At 51.0% G+C, this 18151-nt stretch carries 15 protein-coding genes; 6 read left to right on the top strand and 9 right to left on the bottom strand.

Annotated features, from left to right (window positions below):
• Window positions 1-242: 242 nt before the first annotated feature.
• Window positions 243-2273 (bottom strand): methyl-accepting chemotaxis protein, encoded by a 2031-nt coding sequence (locus ABGI61_RS03500; protein WP_347596951.1) that lies wholly within the window; start codon window positions 2271-2273, stop codon window positions 243-245.
• Between the two features lie 169 nt (window positions 2274-2442).
• Window positions 2443-3156 (bottom strand): histidine utilization transcriptional repressor HutC, encoded by a 714-nt coding sequence (gene hutC / locus ABGI61_RS03495; RefSeq protein WP_347596948.1) that lies wholly within the window; start codon window positions 3154-3156, stop codon window positions 2443-2445.
• Between the two features lie 102 nt (window positions 3157-3258).
• Between hutC and hutI the strand changes: the two genes are divergently transcribed.
• Entirely contained in the window at window positions 3259-4485 is a 1227-nt protein-coding gene (gene hutI / locus ABGI61_RS03490; protein ID WP_347596945.1) for an imidazolonepropionase, read from the top strand.
• Window positions 4486-4568: 83 nt separating this feature from the next.
• Complete coding sequence (locus ABGI61_RS03485) at window positions 4569-6083, top strand: putative bifunctional diguanylate cyclase/phosphodiesterase (protein ID WP_347596942.1); 1515 nt, start codon at window positions 4569-4571, stop codon at window positions 6081-6083.
• Here ABGI61_RS03485 and ABGI61_RS03480 read toward each other — a convergent pair.
• Both ABGI61_RS03480 and rraA read right to left on the bottom strand, forming a co-directional pair.
• Complete coding sequence (locus ABGI61_RS03480) at window positions 6070-7128, bottom strand: formimidoylglutamase (protein WP_347596940.1); 1059 nt, start codon at window positions 7126-7128, stop codon at window positions 6070-6072. The genes ABGI61_RS03485 and ABGI61_RS03480 overlap by 14 nt on opposite strands.
• A gap of 12 nt (window positions 7129-7140) precedes the next feature.
• Window positions 7141-7626 (bottom strand): ribonuclease E activity regulator RraA, encoded by a 486-nt coding sequence (gene rraA / locus ABGI61_RS03475; protein WP_347596937.1) that lies wholly within the window; start codon window positions 7624-7626, stop codon window positions 7141-7143.
• A 164-nt stretch (window positions 7627-7790) separates the two neighbouring features.
• Here rraA and ABGI61_RS03470 point away from each other — a divergent pair, with 164 nt between their 5' ends.
• The 3 genes from ABGI61_RS03470 to ABGI61_RS03460 all read left to right on the top strand — a co-directional run bounded on the left by ABGI61_RS03470 (window position 7791) and on the right by ABGI61_RS03460 (window position 12309).
• On the top strand, window positions 7791-9797 hold the full coding sequence (locus tag ABGI61_RS03470; RefSeq protein ID WP_347596934.1) for a putative bifunctional diguanylate cyclase/phosphodiesterase: 2007 nt from the start codon (window positions 7791-7793) through the stop codon (window positions 9795-9797).
• Between the two features lie 46 nt (window positions 9798-9843).
• Window positions 9844-10368 carry a phosphatase PAP2 family protein gene (locus tag ABGI61_RS03465; protein ID WP_347596932.1) on the top strand — a complete coding sequence of 175 codons (525 nt, stop codon included), beginning with the start codon at window positions 9844-9846 and terminating at the stop codon, window positions 10366-10368.
• A gap of 81 nt (window positions 10369-10449) precedes the next feature.
• Window positions 10450-12309 carry a methyl-accepting chemotaxis protein gene (locus ABGI61_RS03460; RefSeq protein ID WP_347596929.1) on the top strand — a complete coding sequence of 620 codons (1860 nt, stop codon included), beginning with the start codon at window positions 10450-10452 and terminating at the stop codon, window positions 12307-12309.
• Window positions 12310-12359: 50 nt separating this feature from the next.
• Here ABGI61_RS03460 and ABGI61_RS03455 read toward each other — a convergent pair whose 3' ends face one another.
• The 5 genes from ABGI61_RS03455 to priA all read right to left on the bottom strand — a co-directional run bounded on the left by ABGI61_RS03455 (window position 12360) and on the right by priA (window position 17508).
• Entirely contained in the window at window positions 12360-12761 is a 402-nt protein-coding gene (locus ABGI61_RS03455; protein ID WP_347596926.1) for a gamma-butyrobetaine hydroxylase family protein, read from the bottom strand.
• Window positions 12761-14095 carry an ATP-dependent protease ATPase subunit HslU gene (hslU, locus tag ABGI61_RS03450; protein WP_347596923.1) on the bottom strand — a complete coding sequence of 445 codons (1335 nt, stop codon included), beginning with the start codon at window positions 14093-14095 and terminating at the stop codon, window positions 12761-12763. Before hslU ends, ABGI61_RS03455 begins: the two co-directional genes overlap by 1 nt.
• A gap of 12 nt (window positions 14096-14107) precedes the next feature.
• A complete protein-coding gene (hslV, locus tag ABGI61_RS03445) occupies window positions 14108-14626 on the bottom strand; it encodes an ATP-dependent protease subunit HslV (protein ID WP_347596920.1) in 519 nt (172 codons plus the stop codon).
• A gap of 58 nt (window positions 14627-14684) precedes the next feature.
• Entirely contained in the window at window positions 14685-15245 is a 561-nt protein-coding gene (locus ABGI61_RS03440; protein ID WP_347596917.1) for an SPOR domain-containing protein, read from the bottom strand.
• Between the two features lie 88 nt (window positions 15246-15333).
• Window positions 15334-17508 carry a primosomal protein N' gene (gene priA, locus ABGI61_RS03435; protein WP_347596914.1) on the bottom strand — a complete coding sequence of 725 codons (2175 nt, stop codon included), beginning with the start codon at window positions 17506-17508 and terminating at the stop codon, window positions 15334-15336.
• Window positions 17509-17711: 203 nt separating this feature from the next.
• Here priA and rpmE point away from each other — a divergent pair, with 203 nt between their 5' ends.
• On the top strand, window positions 17712-17924 hold the full coding sequence (rpmE, locus tag ABGI61_RS03430) for a 50S ribosomal protein L31 (RefSeq protein ID WP_008217865.1): 213 nt from the start codon (window positions 17712-17714) through the stop codon (window positions 17922-17924).
• Window positions 17925-18151 lie beyond the last annotated feature (227 nt).

Below are 18151 nucleotides of genomic sequence, written 5' to 3'. Positions count from 1 at the left end.
TCATCGGGTTTTTTTGTCCTGATTTGGCACACTAGACAGCGAAGGGAATCGAGAAAAACAACAGGATGCAAAAATACTTCCTGCCTGGCTGGACAACGTCCAGCCTTTTTCTTTGCTAAGGACTAGCCTGAGCGCATCTGCGTTTGTTAAGGAGTTATCACCTGCTGGCATGATGCTGGTAAGTGCTGAGGGATATGGCAAATATGGCGGCAGGACGCCGCCTCATGCTGGTTGTTTGTCTGTCAGGATATCTTAAAGGCGCCAGCGGCTTTTTGTAGCGCATTGGCCAGGCGTGATACACCGTCACTGTGTTGTAAGGTGCGTTCGGCTTTCTCGCTGCTCACATGGGCAACTTCCACCATTTCCTGCATGTTTTGATCAATAGTGCTACCCAGTTTTAGCTGGGTTTCAGTTGCTGCTGTAACGCGGCTACTGATGTCCTGAGTTGTCGCCATGGCTTGTATTACCACACTTAGTGAACTAGCCAGCTCTTGTGTTTGTGCTACGCAGCTGTCTGCATCAGTTTTACCGTTGCTTATGGCTTGCACCGCGTGCTTACTTTGTTGCTGCAGAGTCTCTATCATCTGACGGATTTCATCCGTTGCTTGTTGTGTGCGTCCTGCCAGTGAGCGAACCTCGTCAGCTACAACAGCAAAGCCTCTGCCTTGCTCACCGGCTCTGGCTGCCTCTATGGCCGCATTGAGAGCCAGCAGATTAGTTTGCTCAGCGATGCTGCGAATAGTTGCCAGTATACTCCCTATGTTATTGGCTTCATCATTAACCCTGCTCATGATGGCACTGGTGTTGGTAAGTTGCTGTGCTAGATGAGCAATGCGGTCGCTATTTTGCCGCGCAATTTGGTCTATTTGCTGGCCTTGACTCAGTGCTTGCTGCATTGCATCTGTCGTTTCGGCAGATTGGCTGGCAATATCACGGGTGCTGTCCGCTAACTGGCGGGTAATGTCGTTCACGTTGGCAATTTGTTGTTGCTGATGTTGCAGCGAGTCGTTAATTTCACCCACCTCGTAAGCTGACTGGCTGGCATTCTGGTTCAGTTCGCTGGCGTTGTGTTGAATATCGATAATCAGGCTGCTAAGGGCACTGGTCAGGCTGTTGACTTTCTCTGCCAGCGCGCCAAATTCATCTTGTTGCTCCACTTGCAGCTTTCGGGTCAAATTGCCTTGGGCTACGTCGCTGAGCACTTTATTAATCTCTGCCAGTGGCCGCAACATCGCGCCTATCGTCAGATAGGCGGCGGCCACGGCAAGTAAAATAAGCACCAGCATCAGGCTTAAGGTGCGGGTATTACCTGAACTGACCGAGTCAGACACATTTTGCTGTAAAGCGGCGAATTGTTTATCTGCAGCGCTTTGTAAGGCATCTAACGCTGTGATGACTTGCTCTACCCGTTGCTCCGATAGCGTCAACTGTTGGCGCGCCTGTTGCTGCGCTTCAACCTGTGCCAGCTTAATTCGGGCCAGACTGCTCTGGCTCTCGACCCTATTGGTCAGTTCAGACAACTGTTCGGTGATACTCTGCCACAGGCCATCTGTATTAAGCGTGGCAACCTGGTTAGCCATATAGTCGATATTGACCTGCATATCACTGAGCGAAAAACTGAGGTTTTCCTGACCGGCTTCGGCCTGCGCTATATCGTTATAAGCCGCCACTTCTTTAAAGGTATTTAATAGTCCCAGCAACTGCCCATCGATACGGTTTGCGCTACCGGCGATAAGCTCCATCTGACGGGCGCCACCCGGTAGATCCAGATACGAAATATCTAGCAGGTTTGCGCCTATGCTGTCGACCAGTTGTTCCAGTATGGCAAATTCTTCCAGCACCTTTTGCTGCAATGCCAGACTCTTTAGCCGGGCATTGAACATGGCGTCAGCCGCGCTGGCGTATTGCTGATAGCGGTTGTCAATATCGGCCAGTGCACTGGTAAACTGCGCTTCGCCATTGGTCAGGCTGGATAGCGCTTTTAGTTGCTGGCGCAAGTCGTTGCTGCCAGCAGTAAACTGTTGTTGATACTGGCTAATATCAGCGTCCTGCTCGGCGGTATAGCCTAATGCAGAAAGCTTAGCTAATTTCAGTAATTGTACCTGAGCGGCATTGCTTTGCTGTTGCACCGGCACAGCTAATTGATTCACCCGTTCACTGGAGTGTGAAACAGCAGCGAAGCTTAATAACGCCGAGCCGCTGGATAGCAATAATAACAGGGCAATAAACCCAAAGCCGAGGATGACTTTATGCGCAACTTTTAACTGGATCACAGGTGTTCACTCCGCGCTCAAGCTGAGCCCTAAACATAGACAGCAGATAATTGCTTAACAAGTTGACGTTAACAAACAAATCTTTACTGATCTAGCCAAAAAATTGTGCTCACTAAAAAATGTTGTCTAGTAAAACAAACTGGTGATACCTGCAATGGGCAGTAAAGTGTTAGCGGTTAGGTTGCAGACTAAAATTAAGGTATCCCCCCAGGCGATAGCGGCTGCCGGGCGCTGTTAAATAAGCCAGGCTTACCGCCCCTTCGCGGCTGAAGGTGCGCCGGGTCAGACGTAAGCAGGGCTCTGGTTTCTTGAGCAATAAATGCCGACAGGTAAAATCATCCGGCCATATTGCCTCGACTAAGTGTTCTGCTTCGGTTAGCGGCGCAATCTGGCTGAGATACTGGTGCGGTGTTTGCTGATTAAAATCCTGCCTGACATAGTCTGGCACCAGACGTGGGCTAACATAACGGGCTTCTAACTGCAGTGGCTGATTGTTTTCCAGGTGCACGATCAGAGAAAAATATACCGCTTCATTACGCTTAAGCCCCAATGCACTGGCGATAACAGCCGGGCAGGGCAGTTCGGTCAGCTGTAACAGGCGGGCATTGTAAGCGTGGCCTCTGCTGTATATCTCATCGGCAATATTGCGAATTTCCAGCAATGAGGATTGCGATTTAAGTGCGGCGACAAAGCTTCCAACACCTTGTGTGCGGTATAAAATGCCCTGTTCGTTCAGCTCTTGCAGTGCACGGCGCGCTGTCATACGGCTGACGCTGAATTGTTCTGCTAATACATTCTCTGAAGGTACCCGGCTGTGCTCGGGCCAGGCACCTATTTCTATCTGGCTGAGAATGTATTCTTTGATCTGGGCGAATTTGGCCACGCTAAGCTCCATCACGATACTGCTATAACAAATACTGCAGATTTGTTGTATAGACAAGTTGTTGGTGTAAAATTAGTGCCGACCCGCATACAGGAGAGAGTCATGCAGCAATTTGATGCGATCTGGGTAAATGCCAATATCGCCACTATGACCGATAATGGTCAGCCATATGGCAGCATTGAAAATGCTGTGCTGGCGGTAAAAGACGGCCGTATTGCCTTTATTGGCCCACGTGATCAGTTGCCGGCTTTTGATGCACTGGCAACGCCCCTTTATGATGCTGCAGGTCAGTGGCTGTTACCGGGGTTTATTGATTGTCATACTCATCTTGTTTACGCCGGTGATCGTGCCAATGAGTTTGAAATGCGACTGAATGGCGCCAGTTACCAGCAAATAGCCGCTGCCGGAGGAGGTATCAAAGCGACAGTTGCTGCAACGCGTGCCGCCAGTCATGAACAGTTGTTTGTGCTGGCTAAAGCCCGGCTTAATGCCCTGTTAAGCCAAGGGGTTACCACAGTAGAAATTAAATCCGGCTATGGCCTTGATCTGGCCAGCGAGCAGAAAATTCTCGAAGTTGCTGCTGAGTTATCAAAACATCACCCGGTATCGGTGCAAAAAACCTTTTTGGGCGCCCACGCCTTACCGCCGGAGTATGTCGACAATGCTGATGGCTACATTGATGCTGTATGCAATATGCTGCCGCACTTAACGGCGATTGGCCTGGTAGATGCAGTAGACGTGTTCTGTGAAAGCATTGGCTTTAGTGTTGAGCAAAGCCGAAAGGTGTTCAATGCGGCTGCCGCGCTCGGCTTGCCAGTGAAGGCGCATGCGGAGCAGCTGTCCAATTTGGGCGGCAGTGCGTTAGTGGCTGAATTTGGCGGCTTGTCGGCTGATCATATCGAGTTTCTTGATGAAGCTGGCATCGCCGAGATGGCAAAAGCCGGGACTGTTGCCGTTTTATTACCCGGTGCCTTCTATTTTCTGCGTGAGCAACAGCAGCCACCCATAGCACTATTACGCCAGTATAAAGTGCCAATGGCAGTGGCAACCGATCTTAACCCGGGTACATCCCCGCTTTGTTCACTGCCGCTGATGCTGAATATGGCGTGTACCTTATTCCGTTTAACCCCCGAAGAAGCCCTGCTCGGCGTGACTCGCCATGCCGCCAGGGCATTGGGCCTGAATGATCGCGGAACCCTGGCGGTTGGCCAGCGAGCTGATTTTGCTTGCTACGGCATCAGCCGGCCTGCTGAGCTCTGTTATCAGTTCGGTGTGAGCCCACTTAAACAGCTGATAATAAATGGTAAAGAGGTTAACCCGCGGCTGTAAGTGGCTTTACAACAGGTGGTTTTCGATTATGCTAGTAACAATGTTAATGCGGGAGAATCACTTTGTCTTACCGGCTGTTAAGTTTGGAATTATTAAGTTGGCCCGTTGCGGCGCAGGCTGAACCAGAGCAAGTCCCATTACTCGGTTTACTGTCAGGGTTACTGCTGTTGAGTTTTATCTATTTGATTAAACTTAAGTTCGACCTGCACAAGCTGAATAAGCAACAACAAAAAAAACAGGCCAACCCGCTGGGGTTTTACTCACTGCATGATGATATTAGTGGGTTTCCTAACAAATTTTTCCTACAACAGCAGCTGGATGAACTGTTAAAGCGGGCACCGCAACAGCAGTTCTCGTTGCTGCTGATAAAAATCAGCCAGTTTGAGCAAATAAATCAGTTACTTGGCCACAGCAACAGTAACCTGATCTTGGCTCAGATTGCTCAGCGCATTAACCAGCAGCTGAAAGACACCCCAGAGGCGCTCACCTTTGAGTTTCGTCAACAGCTGCCAATCCGGCTTTGTCATTTGGGCGGCGTCGATTTTGCCGTCTGGTTAGACAGCACCGAGCAGCAACATTTGGCCGAATACGTGGCAGATAATCTGGAAAAGCATGTCCCGGAACCAATGATAGTGCACGGTTGTGCAGTCGAATATCAGCTGCACTCTGGTATTGCCAACTACCCTGAGCATGGCACCTTGTTAAGTGAATTATCGGAGCGCGCTTATCTGGCGCTGCAGCATCATAGCTGGTTGCAGGGGCAAAGTCAGGTGTTCAATCCTCGCATGCTTAACTACAGTAGCGACAAACTGACCCTGATGGCAGAGTTGCGACAAGCGATTGCGGATAACCAATTGGCGCTTTATGTGCAACCACAAATTGATATGAAAACCCGTCAGGTGTTAGCCGGCGAAGTCTTTGTGCGTTGGCGTCATCCGAGCCGTGGACTGATGACACCGTCCAGTTTTCTGGCGCTGGCTGAGCAAACGGGTGTTATCTACCCGTTAACCCAGTGGGTAGTGCGAGAGGCGGTTGCTATGATCGCCACTTTGGAGCAAGCCGGTTTAAACAGCAAGATAGCGGTTAATATTTCCAGCAAAGACTTACTGCAGGACGAGCTGGTCGATAGTTTAGAGTTTTTGTTTGAAAAATATAAAGTTAAGCCAGCACTGCTGATGCTGGAAATTAAAGAAGGTGCGCTGGCTGATGCGCCGGATAAAGCACTGGCAACCATACAGCGCTTACACCGCTTAGGGGTAGAGCTGGCGCTGGACGATTTTGGCACCGGATTATCATCACTGGCCTATTTGCGTCGTTTACCCATCCAATATGTCAAGGTTGATTGCAGTTTTATCAATGATTTACATAAATCCGATATGCACTCTGCCATCACCGGTGCCATTATTGATATGGCGCGTAACCTGGATCTTGGCGTCATTGCTGAGGGTATAGAAGAGGTAGAAGTCGAACAGAAGTTACTGCGCATGGGCTGCACCCGTGGTCAGGGCTTTTTATACTCCCGGCCGTTCGAGTTAAGCGGTTTTGCGGTCTGGTTAAAACAATGGCAGCAACAGCCAAAAGGTCCTACAGCGCTGTAGCCTGATGCTGCTTACCCTGAATAAACGCGTATACCAGCGCTGCCAGAATTTGGCCGGCCTCACTGTTGCCTGCGGCTAAACCCGCTGCATGCTGTGCCGGTGCGGCCTCGGCCAAATGCAAATAACGGCTGCGGGGTAACTTGGCCAGTTGATACACAAATTGCTCTGCCGCTTGTACGCTGATACCACAGTTGGTAAAGGCACTTACCGGCATCATGCTGATGCTGTCGGTATCCAGTTCAATGCCAATAGCGCCGGTGCCCTGCACTACCGTATCAATGCACAGATCCAGAGCCTGCTGGTAGTTCAGCTCTTGCCGGACAAAGATACGTTGATAACTGCAAAACTCTGCTCCGGCTTGCTGTAATTGGTGCAGCGTGGCAGCGGAGTTTTTCAATTCATGTAGCCCCAATACAAAGTAGTGTTTCAAGTAGCCATCTTGCCAGGCATAGCTAAAACCGTTACCGCTGTGGCGTCCTTCCAGCGGACGAAAATCACTGTGTGGGTCCAGGTTGGCGCTGTTTGCCGGCTTGCCGCTCTGTGTGGCAAGTGCCTTTAATAATGGGTAACTATTGTTATGACCGCCGCCAATCACAATAGGGTATAAACCTGCAGCGAAGATGGCCTGTGCTACGTTGCTGACATACTGATCTAACTGGCTTACCAGCTCACGTAGCAACCCCAGTTGTTCAGGCTGCTTATTATCCAGCTTATCAGCCTGTTGTTGTAAGGCAGTGCAGTCAATCTCGCCAAGCAGTAGCAGTTGGCTGGCAGCAATAAAATTGTTGTTTTGCAAAGACAAAAAGCGGCTTAAAAACGCTTGCCAACCGCCAGTGGCTCCTGGCGTGCCCAGGTTTGCCCTGGGCCCGATATCTTCAGGTATACCTAACAGCACAAATTGACAGCCAGCTGCTTTGGCTTGTTCAAGCTGAGCGCTGATGCTAAGGCCAGCCTGTGGCAGTGCAACGGCTTCGCCCAATCGTTGTTCACCAGGGCGGCTGGAACTTAGCTGCTTAAGCCGGGTGGCGGTAAAAAGGGTTAGCATTGACCAACCTGACTATTCAATGTCCAGTGGATCGGGTGACATAATGATACCGGTGCTGTCAGCATACAAATGATCGCCGGGTAAAAAGGTGACGCCAGCAAAATTAACCGGCACTTCAGTTTCACCAAAACCTTTGTCATCGGCGCCTACCGGAATGGCATTAACGGCCTGAATGCCGATGTCAAAATCCTCCAGCAAATCCAGGTCGCGCACACTGCCGTAGCACACTATGCCTTCCCAGCCGTTGGTCGCCGCAAGCGAGGCTAGTTCAGCATCAATAATTGCGCGCCGCGCCGAGCCGCCGGCATCAATTAGCAGCACTTTGCCGACACCTGGATCGCTTAGCATTTGTCGTACTAAGCCGTTGTCTTCAAAACATTTAACAGTATGAATTTGGCCACCAAAAGAGCGCCTGCCGCCATAATTAGCAAAGAGCGGTTCAACCACATCGACCAAATCGGCATAAAGATCACATAATTCAGACGTATTGTATTCCATGGTGAGCTCCGGCAATGACAGAATTAATCGTCAGTATAGCGCTCAGTGTAGCAAGCTCAAACACTTATTATTATTAGCTTTTATCCAGCCTTGGTTAACTGCGTATTGTCGGCAGGTGTTGTTGTTTGTTAAGGTGTGCAAAGATGTATTAACAGGTACTGACAGTGGCTGCAGAAATTTTTGCTCGTTTGGCCATTTATTTGACCCAGGTCGGCGTGGGGCTATTGCTTTGCTTGTTGCTTTGGAACCTGAACCGGGTTTATCAGCAAAGCTATATACGCTCCTGGTGTATCGCTGTATTGGGTTTTAGCTGTTACCAACTGGCTATTTTACTGCAATGGCTTTTGCCACAGCCGGCAATAATGCAAGGGTTACAGCTGGTGACCATCATGGGGAGTTACACCTTTGCTGTATTATTGCTACGTGGCATGATGCAAACTCGCCGGTCAGTTGCGCCGCGTTGGGCTGAGGTGCCAACGCACCTCATCCTGTTACTGCTCCTAGCCATAAGTGCGTTAACATTACTGCCTTTTCAACTGGTGGAGCTTGGCAGTGACTGGCGTGAATACTTCCAAGTCTACTTAAGATTATTATTGATGGGCATTTTGCTGTTGGGCGCCGCAGTAAGTCTGTTACAACGGTTGGAGTCGTCACTGGGGCAAAGGTTAGCAGCTGCAACGCTGTCTTTATGGGGGTTTTTGTACATTGTTTTTTCAGTCTGGCGTTTGCTCAGTGCAGCTGAATTAGCCGATCCCCGTCTAACATTAATTTATAAGTGCGTAGAGCTTTTTTTACTGGTGTGCCTGGGCCTGGCGCTACTGATCTGGCTGCATGAGCATGAACGTAGCGCCAATATGCAGTTAACTGAAAAAGCCCGCTATCTGGACAGTTACGACCAACTGACCGGGGCGCTGAACCGGGACGCTTTACTGACGCAGTTGCAGCATAAACTGCAGCAAAGCGCCGATACACCACTTTATCTGTTGATGCTGGGTCTGGATAAGTTTAAAACCATTAATGAATCGGTTGGCTTAAAGCAAGGCGATATGCTGCTACGCCAGTTAAACCAACGCTTTGCTAACAGTATCTTAAAACCGGCATTGGTCGCCCGTACTGGCGGCGATATCTTTGCGCTGGCGCTGACAGATATTCAGGACGATTCTCAGCTGACTTACGCGCTACGTCATCTGCAGCAGTTGGTGGAAAAGCGCTTTGACTCGCAAGCTGGACAGCTGCAGCTAAGTTGTACTGTCGGGATTGCCTGTGCACCCTATGATGCTGACAGCGCTGAAACATTATTACAGAAAGCCAATATAGCTTTTCATCAGGCTAAACGTTTGCAAGCGAGGCACCTGGCGTATAAAGCGGGTATGGAAGATGAGTCAGCCCGTTTAATCGGTTGGGAGACCGAGTTGTTGGCGGCGATGCAACATGATCAATTAGTGCTGTATTTTCAGCCACAAATGAACCTGCGCAACAACAAACTTGATGCCTTTGAAGTACTGGTACGCTGGCAGCACCCCAAGCTGGGCTTACTGATGCCGGGACAGTTTTTACCCTTCGTTGAACAGTTGGGCTTAAGCCGGCAACTGGATTTCTGGATCTTGCAAAAGGCAGTGCAAACCATCAGCCAGTGGCGACAGTCGGGTATTGAGGTCCCGTTGGCGGTAAATATGTCACCACTGCACTTTCAGCAGGACGGCCTGAAGCAGCATATTCAACAGCTGCTGCAGCAGTATCAGGTAACACCCGAGTTTCTGGAGCTTGAGATCACCGAAAATACCGCGATGCATGATATGGAGAAGGGCTCTAACCATGTGCTGGAGCTGCAGCAGATGGGGATCCGGGTCTCGATTGATGACTTTGGTACCGGCTACTCTTCGCTCGCCTATTTGCGACGTATGCCAATAGACAAAATTAAAATTGACCGCAGCTTTGTAATGGATATGGCAGGTAACGACTCCGATATGATGATCGTAAAAACCATGACCAAATTGGCACATGGTTTAGGCAAACGCATTCTGGCCGAAGGCGTAGAAACTGCTGTCCAGCTTGAGCTACTGAAAAGTATGGCCTGTGATGCCGTACAAGGTTATTACATCGCCCGGCCATTACCCGAGCCGGAAGCCTTAGCGTTTGTCCGGGCACCCGGTGTCACGCTAACGTCATAAAGTCGCGCTAGCCTGTTGTTAGTCGATACTCAGGACAGCGCTTATTATGTTGCTTAAACGACTGGAACAGTGGGATCAGGCGTCATTTCAGCGGCTGTTTCGCCGCAGTCGCTCACTACAGGCCCGCCAAATAAGCTTGTGGTTGTCAAAGACCGCCGATGGTCCCTTGTACCTGCTGTTTGCACTGGTGCTGCTAAGCTCCGGCTCGACAGAAGCTTACACCGCCAGTGGCTTATTGCTGGCTGCCTTTGCTGTGGAATTACCGCTGTATTTAGTGTTAAAAAACAGTATCAAACGGGCGCGGCCGGCAGACGCGTTGGCAGCCTTCATCAATGCTCACATTATTCCGTCTGACCGTTTTAGTTTGCCATCAGGCCATACCGCCGGTGCCTTTGTGTTTAGCACTGTCATAGCAATCTATTTTCCGTTTTGGTGGCCGCTGGCACTGCTATGGGCCATGGCGATAGGTGTATCGCGCATCATGCTTGGCGTGCATTTTCCATTAGACGTACTGGCTGGTGCGATTTTGGGAGCAATTAGCACCCTGGCTGCCCACAACTTGCTCAATTAGGCGCTTAGCCGACAATTTTTGCAGCATTTTGTTACGCCTGAACTATCATCAAAGCTGTTGTTAACATTTCAGGTGTAGAACATGAGTCGATTAAGACATTTAACGATTAAACAGCGGTTATTTATTAATGGCGGTGCCCTGGTGCTGGCAATGGCTATTATGCTGCTGATTTTGTTTTATCAAAGTGCACAACTGACCAGTCTGGCGAAGACCCAGCAGCTGGTCGAGCAAATTAGTGCTGATGTGCTGATGTTTCGCCGCCATGAAAAAGATTTTATGATGCGCACCGAGCTGAAATATCAGCAGCGGTTGGTCGATCATCATCAGCAAATGCTGCAACGCGTACAGGCATTAGACAACTTGTTACAACAACACGGTATTGACCGTAAGCCGTTAGCCGAGTTTGGCAGCCTGACGGCAGACTATCTGCAAAGCTTCAATCAGCTGGTAAGCCAGCAGCAACGGATCGGGCTGGATTACAGCTCTGGCGTTATGGGGCAGTTGCGTCAGGCGGTGCAGCAGTTAGAGCAACAACTTGACGCGGCTAACCGCGATGATCTTAGTGTACTGATGCTGCAACTGCGCCGGGCTGAAAAGGATTTTTTACTCCGTAAAGACATGGCGCATGTTCAGCGTTTTGAACAGACGTTTTTACAGCTTAGCCAACAACTGAATGCCGAGCCAGGCAGCCTGCAACTGGCACAGCAATACCAGCAACATTTTACTGCGCTGGTTAACGCCATGCAGCAAATGGGGCTGGATGAAACACAGGGCGTAACGGGGCAAATGCGTAAAGCCATACAAAGCACCGAGGCCAGCTTAAAGGCGTTGTCAGAGCAAACCAGTACTGCCATTAGTGCCGCAGTTAGCACCACCCAAACGCTGGCCTTAAGCGCCTTTGTCCTGGTTTTAGTCATAGTGTTAACACTGGTGGCCTTAACCAGTCGGAGCATCTTACGCCCGGTATTAGAGGTGTGTAAAACCATAGGGCTGATCCGGCAACACAATGATTTTCGTATGCGGGTTGATGTGGCCGGCAAGGATGAAATGACCATGCTGGCAACCGATTTCAACAGCATGCTGGGTGATTTTCAAAACTTGATTAAAACGGTTAATCAGGCGCTCGAAATGCTTGATGTCGCTACAGCGGAGTTGGCCAAATCAACGTCAGACACCAGCACGGGTATGCAAATGCAGCAGAACGAGACCGATATGGTGGCCGCTGCAGTTACGCAAATGGGCGCAACGATCAACGAAATTGCCAGCAATACCGAAACCACTGCAGCCAAGGCCGAAGCAATGAACCATAATGCGCAAAGTGGCCGCAGCGAAGTGCAGCAAACCGTCGATAGAATTAGTTCTCTGTCTGAACGCTTAAAAGATGCTACGGCTGTGGTGGCTGAACTGGAAAAAGACAGCAAAACCATCGGCTCGGTATTAGATGTAATCCGCGCTATTGCTGAACAGACCAATTTACTGGCGCTAAATGCCGCCATTGAAGCTGCCAGAGCAGGTGATCAAGGGCGGGGCTTTGCCGTGGTCGCTGATGAAGTGCGCAGCTTGGCTATGCGCACTCAGGATTCTACCCGGCAGATAGAGACCATAGTGTCAGGTTTGCAGGGCCGCACAAACGATATCGTGCAGGTGATGCAGGGCTGCCGTCAGCAAGGCAGTGAGAGTGCAGAGCAGGCCGGTATAGCGATGACGCTTCTGAGCGAAATCACCGCGGATGTGACAAATATTATGGATATGACTACGCAGATCGCCGCTGCCATTGAAGAGCAAAGTCAGGTGGCTGCCGAAGTGAATAAAAACGTGGTAAAAATTCGCGATTTGTCGGACGAAACCTTTGGCCATGCCAGACACAATGCGTCCATTAGCGAGGAGGTCGCGCAGCAGGCCGCACGTTTGCGTCAGACAGTTGAACGTTTTCAGGCCTAAGAGCCGACTGCTTGAACTGAGTTAGCCGCTAATCGTTGCGTTAGCGGCACTCAGGGTTTTAATGTTACGGCAATCAGCTCGTCACGCTGGGCATTTGCCTGGCGTAACTGTGTCAGGTATTGCTGCCATAAGCTATCTTGCTGCGTCGCCAGCTGATGCAGATAGCGCCAGCTGTAAATGCCGCTGTCGAGGCCATCATCAAACACCAGCTTTACCGCATAATGGCCCACCGGCAATACCTTGCTGATGGCGACATTTTTTTTGTTTGTTACCAGCATCGGCTTGCCATGGCGGCGTACCTCGGCCGAGGGCGACAACACGCGCAATAACTCGGCGCTTAAACTGGCCGTTTCGCCATTGTTAAACTCTACATCCAGCTTACGGCTGCGCTGGTGGTAGTGCAGCCGGCTAACCTGAATGTCTGTGTCAGTGCTAGGGGCGTTGGAGGCCATTAAAGAATAAACCGGCTTAAATCATCATCTTTCACCAGTGCGCCCAGGTGCTTTTCCACGTAGGCCGCGTCGATATGAATTTCTTCACCAGCGTGGTCGGCTGCATCATAAGAGATTTCCTCCAACAGCCGCTCCATCACCGTGTATAAACGCCGCGCACCGATATTTTCCGTCGTTTCATTCACCTGCCAGGCGGCGGCGGCCAGGCTTTTTATGCCATCAGTGCTAAAGCGTAAACGCACGCCCTCTGTTGCCAGCATAGCGGTGGCCTGCTCGGTTAAGGAGGCTTTAGGCTCGGTTAAGATACGCTCAAAATCAGCGGCACTTAAGGCTTCCAGTTCAACCCGTATTGGCAGACGGCCCTGTAGCTCTGGTACCAGATCTGAGGGTTTGCTCATCTGAAAGGCGCCCGAGGCAATAAACAGGATATGGTCAGTTTTCACCATGCCGTGTTTGGTATTGACGGTGCAGCCTTCAATAAGTGGTAGTAAGTCGCGCTGCACGCCTTCGCGTGACACATCAGGGCCACTGGTTTCGCCGCGCTTACAAATTTTGTCTATCTCGTCCAGAAACACGATACCGTTTTGCTCAACCGCCTCCAGCGCTGCGGTTTTCAGCTCTTCCGGGTTAACCAGCTTGGCGGCTTCTTCTTCAATAAGCTGTTTTAGCGCGTCTTTTATTTTCAGTTTGCGCTTTTTCTTTTTGTCCTGGCCCAGGCTTTGGAACATGCTTTGTAATTGCGATGTCATCTCTTCCATGCCCGGCGGCGCCATAATTTCGACGCCAATGTTTGGCTGTGCCAGTTCCAGCTCAATTTCTTTGTCGTCCAGCTGGCCTTCGCGCAGCTTTTTACGGAAGATCTGCCGGGTGTTAGAGTCGGTTGGTGTTTTATTCTCCGGCTCGCCCCAGGCCGCTTTGGCCGGCGGCAACAGCACGTCCAGAATACGCTCTTCGGCCATTTCTTCGGCGCGGTAACGGTTTTTCTCTATTGCCTGCTCACGGAACATCTTTACGGCGCTGTCAGTCAGGTCGCGGATAATGCTTTCTACTTCCTTGCCGACATAACCCACTTCGGTAAACTTGGTGGCTTCTACTTTGATAAAAGGTGCATTGGCGAGTTTTGCTAGTCGACGGGCTATCTCGGTTTTACCCACCCCGGTTGGGCCTATCATTAGGATGTTTTTCGGCGTCACTTCCTGGCGCAGTGCTGCATCTAACTGCATGCGACGCCAGCGGTTGCGCAGGGCAATAGCGACGGCACGTTTAGCTTTGTTTTGGCCGATAATATGGCGGTCCAACTCGTGGACAATTTCTCTTGGCGTCATGTCAGACATAAGGCTACCTGCTTAGAGTTCTTCAATGGTCTGATGCTGATTGGTGTATACGCAGATATCACCGGCGATGGTCAGGCTTTTCTCCACGATGTCGCGGGCGCTAAGCTCAGTGTTTTGCAGCAGTGCCGTGGCGGCTGCCTGGGCGTAAGGGCCACCGCTGCCAATGGCAATTAAGTCGTGCTCTGGCTGTACCACATCACCGTTACCGGTAATGATCAGCGAGGTGTTGGCATCGGCTACGGCAAGCAGCGCTTCTAATTTGCGCAGCATACGGTCGGTACGCCAGTCCTTTGCCAGCTCTACTGCTGCTCTCATTAAATGGCCCTGGTGCAGTTCCAGTTTGGCTTCAAAGCGCTCAAATAGGGTAAAGGCATCGGCGGTGCCGCCGGCGAAACCGGCGATGACCTTGTTGTTGTACAGCCGGCGAACTTTACGGGCATTGCCTTTCATAACGGTATTGCCAAGTGAAACCTGGCCATCGCCGCCAATGGCAACTTTACCATTGCGGCGCACAGAAACGATCGTTGTCATACTTTAGCCTTAGGGCGTCATTAACCTAGGCCTTAAGTAAGGCTGGCTGGCGACTATTTCAAGACCAGTTCCAGATCTGGCAGGTATTAATGCTTTGTTGGCGTAGCCGGTTGCGGTCAGCAGTGGCCTGACGCTTTGACTCATAAGGCCCTAGCACTACCCGATACCATACGCCGTTATTGCCCTCTGTGCGGCGGATTTCAGAGCTAAACCCGACAAAAGCAATTTGCGCTTTCATCGCTTCGGCTTGTTTTTGCTCGCGGAACGAACCACATTGCATCTGATAGGGACCGGTGGACTGAGGCTGTTCAGTCACTTCTACGGTAACTTGTTTATTTTCCAGCTCTTTAATGTACTGGTATGGCTCTTGTGTGGGTTTTGCCGGCAGCTCATCGGTTTTCACTGGCTTGGCGGCAGGTTTTTCTGCGGAAGTAGTGACTGCAGGCTGCTGGTTTAAAAACCATAAAAAGTAGATAAAGCCGGCAATTAAGCCTGCCGTAACGACTAACAACAGCCAGGGTTTGCGCCCGGGTGCTGCAGCTTTCGTGTTGGCGCGGCCTCGTCCCCGTGCGGGTTTGGCTTTGGGCCGGCTGGCTTTAACATAGTCTTTTTGTGGCATAACGGCTGGAATACTCTTACTACTGTGCTGGGCGCTATTCTACCCGGTTGTACTGAAAAAGAAACCGCGCCCTTGTTGTCGGCTCGTCTTAGGTAAGGTCGGTCGGATCCACGTCAAGCTGCCATTTAATTTTACGGCTAAGTGGCCACTTACTTACGCAGTCTAACAAGGCAGTTAGCGCCTGATGCATAGCGGTGCGGTTTGCACTGTACAGCTGCAGCTGCCAGCGATATAAGCCGGCGCGCCGCTCCAGCGGTGCCGGTATGGGCCCGAGTAACTGCAATGCCGGATATTGTCTGGCCTGCTCGGCCAGTTGTGTCAGCCACTGCTGGCATAGTGTCGCCTGATGCGCCTGGGCACTAAACAGGCTTAAGTGCTGGTAAGGCGGCAGCCGGGTTTGCTCGCGCTCCAAAAGCGCACTACGGGCAAAAGACGCATAGCCATTTTGAATAATGTCTTGCAGCAACGCATGTTCCGGATAATGGGTTTGTAGTAGCACTTTGCCTGCTTTATCGCCACGCCCGGCGCGACCCGCTACCTGTGTAAGCAGCTGTGCCAGTTGCTCTGGGGCGCGGAAATCGCTGCTGTACAGCGCACCGTCCACATCAACTATCACCACCAGAGTTACATTGGGAAAGTGGTGGCCTTTTGCCAGCATCTGGGTGCCGACAATCAGCCTGGTACCATGCTGATGAATGTCGTCCAGCAGGCTGTTTAGCGAACCTTTACGCCGGGTGCTATCGCGATCCAGCCTCGTTATGGCGATATCGGGGAACAGCTGCTGCAGGTTTTCTTCCAGTTGTTCAGTACCCTGGCCCAGTGGCGTCAGTTTAGTGCTGCCACAATGGGCGCATTGGCGCGGAATAGCTTTACTGGCACCGCAGTGATGGCATACCAGTTGCCGGCTTTGCTTATGATAGGTGGTAAAGGCACTGCAGCGCTGACATTCGGTCAGCCAGCCGCATTCGTCACAGCACAGCGCCGGCGCAAAACCGCGCCGGTTTAAAAACAGCATTACCTGATGGCCTGCATTCAGTTGTTGCCTGATCTGTGCCAGTGTTTGGCTAGCCAGACCATATTGCAGCACCTGCTGTTTTAAGTTTACCAGCTCAAATCCGGGTAAGGCCTGGCCTGCGGCACGGTCTGGCAGCGGTAAATGGATAAAACGTTTGTTCAGTGCATTATGCAGGCTTTCCAGGCTGGGGGTGGCTGAGCCCAGCACGATAGGGCAGTGCTGCAGCGCCGCGCGCTTTATCGCCAGGTCACGCGCATGGTAGCGAAAGCCATCCTGTTGCTTTAATGACTGGTCGTGCTCTTCGTCAATAATAATCAGCCCCAGACGCCAGAAGGGTAAAAACAAGGCTGAACGGGTACCGACGATAATGGCCGCTGCACCACTTTGCGCCTGCAAATAGCAGTGTAAGCGCTCGCTATCGCTAAGGTTTGAATGCCAGCAAAGCACCGGCACATCAAAGCGGGCCTGAAACCGCGCCAGTGTTTGTGGGGTTAAACCAATTTCCGGCACGATCACCAACACTTGCTGCTGCTGACATAATAAACTGGCGATACTTTGCAGATAGACTTCGGTTTTACCCGAGCCGGTAACCCCTTCCAGTAACAAGCGTTCGAAGCGGCCAAACGCCTGATGAATGGCTGTGACAGCCAGTGCCTGAGCTGTTGTCAGCTTTAAACCACTTGGCGCCGCGGCGGGGGCGGTGTAAGGCGAGGCGGGCACAACCACTTCTTCGGCCAGGCCTTTATCCATTAACTGCTTCAAGCTGGCTCGGCTGTATTGTTGCCCTAGCAAAGACTCGCTGATGCGGTGTTTCGCCAGTGCTTGCCAGAGTTCTGATTGTTTGGGGGCACGTTTTAGCGCGCTGGCATCTATTGCCTGGCCCGCGGGGGTAAGCTGATAGGCTTTGGGTTGGTAATCGTTCAGGTTACGCCCTTCGCGTAGTAACAGCGGCAGGGCGCTAATTAATACTTCGCCCAGCGGATGGTGGTAATACTCAGCGGCAAAGCTGAGCAAGCGGCAGAGTATTTCTGGCAGCACCGGCGTACTATCCAGCAGGGCCTGCACCGGCTTCAGTTTGTCGGCGGCAAAGCTATCATCAGGGTTTATTTGCCAGACAATGCCTACCAGGGTGCGGTTGCCAAAGGGTACCCGCACCCTGCAGCCTACCTGAGCCGGCTGGCTGGCATCGAGCAGATAATCAAAATGTTGCCTAAGCGGCAGCGGCAGGGCCACACGTACAACTGTCACAGCAGGTTTCCGTTATCAAGCAGCGGTTAAGTGTAAGGAGGCCTTGGCCAAATGCCAAGTAAAACAAAATTTGCCTTCAAAGCGTCTGATCTGTTGCAACTTGGCTGGCTATCTATTAAGCTACGCGCCCTTAATTAACTGTAATTACGTATGGTGTCTGGCAATAGTTGACCAGATAGCGATACGGCCTAACGAGGTAAGCCATGAAACCAGGTATCCACCCAGAATACAAAGAAATTACTGCAACCTGTACTTGCGGTAACTCATTCAAAACCAAATCTGCCCTGTGCAAAGACATCCACCTGGACGTTTGCTCAGCGTGCCACCCGTTCTACACAGGTAAGCAGAAAGTGTTAGACGTTGGCGGCCGTGTTGACCGCTTCAAAAAGCGTTTCTCTGTACTGGGCAGCCGTTAATCGGTTATTGCCTTACAGCAAAAAAGCACCTGCGGGTGCTTTTTTTGTTTCTGTTTGCTGGCTGTTTTTTGTGCAAATAGTCAGTATTTACTGAAAAAATATTTTTATGCCGGCCTTGTTGTTAAGTTAGCCTAGTACGCTTAACGGTAGTTTTTTAATTTAAGCTAGACATTTCATCAGCTTAGCGCTTATCTTTGTCCATCATTCTTAGACTCGTCAGTGCTGCA

The sequence above is a fragment of the Rheinheimera fenheensis genome, from assembly GCF_039871805.1.
Lineage (GTDB): Bacteria > Pseudomonadota > Gammaproteobacteria > Enterobacterales > Alteromonadaceae > Alishewanella > Alishewanella fenheensis.
The sequence above is the reverse complement of the archived record's forward strand: the minus strand, read 5'-3'. Positions and strand labels throughout refer to the sequence as shown.

Bases quoted from the DNA above. Each gene is read 5' to 3' on its own strand.
- ABGI61_RS03440 (WP_347596917.1), bottom strand. From the start codon at position 15,245: ATGCCACAAAAAGACTATGTTAAAGCCAGCCGGCCCAAAGCCAAACCC.
- hutI (WP_347596945.1), top strand. From the start codon at position 3,259: ATGCAGCAATTTGATGCGATCTGGGTAAATGCCAATATCGCCACTATG.
- rpmE (WP_008217865.1), top strand. From the start codon at position 17,712: ATGAAACCAGGTATCCACCCAGAATACAAAGAAATTACTGCAACCTGT.
- ABGI61_RS03480 (WP_347596940.1), bottom strand. From the start codon at position 7,128: ATGCTAACCCTTTTTACCGCCACCCGGCTTAAGCAGCTAAGTTCCAGC.
- ABGI61_RS03465 (WP_347596932.1), top strand. From the start codon at position 9,844: ATGTTGCTTAAACGACTGGAACAGTGGGATCAGGCGTCATTTCAGCGG.
- hslV (WP_347596920.1), bottom strand. From the start codon at position 14,626: ATGACAACGATCGTTTCTGTGCGCCGCAATGGTAAAGTTGCCATTGGC.
- rraA (WP_347596937.1), bottom strand. From the start codon at position 7,626: ATGGAATACAATACGTCTGAATTATGTGATCTTTATGCCGATTTGGTC.
- ABGI61_RS03460 (WP_347596929.1), top strand. From the start codon at position 10,450: ATGAGTCGATTAAGACATTTAACGATTAAACAGCGGTTATTTATTAAT.
- hslU (WP_347596923.1), bottom strand. From the start codon at position 14,095: ATGTCTGACATGACGCCAAGAGAAATTGTCCACGAGTTGGACCGCCAT.
- ABGI61_RS03455 (WP_347596926.1), bottom strand. From the start codon at position 12,761: ATGGCCTCCAACGCCCCTAGCACTGACACAGACATTCAGGTTAGCCGG.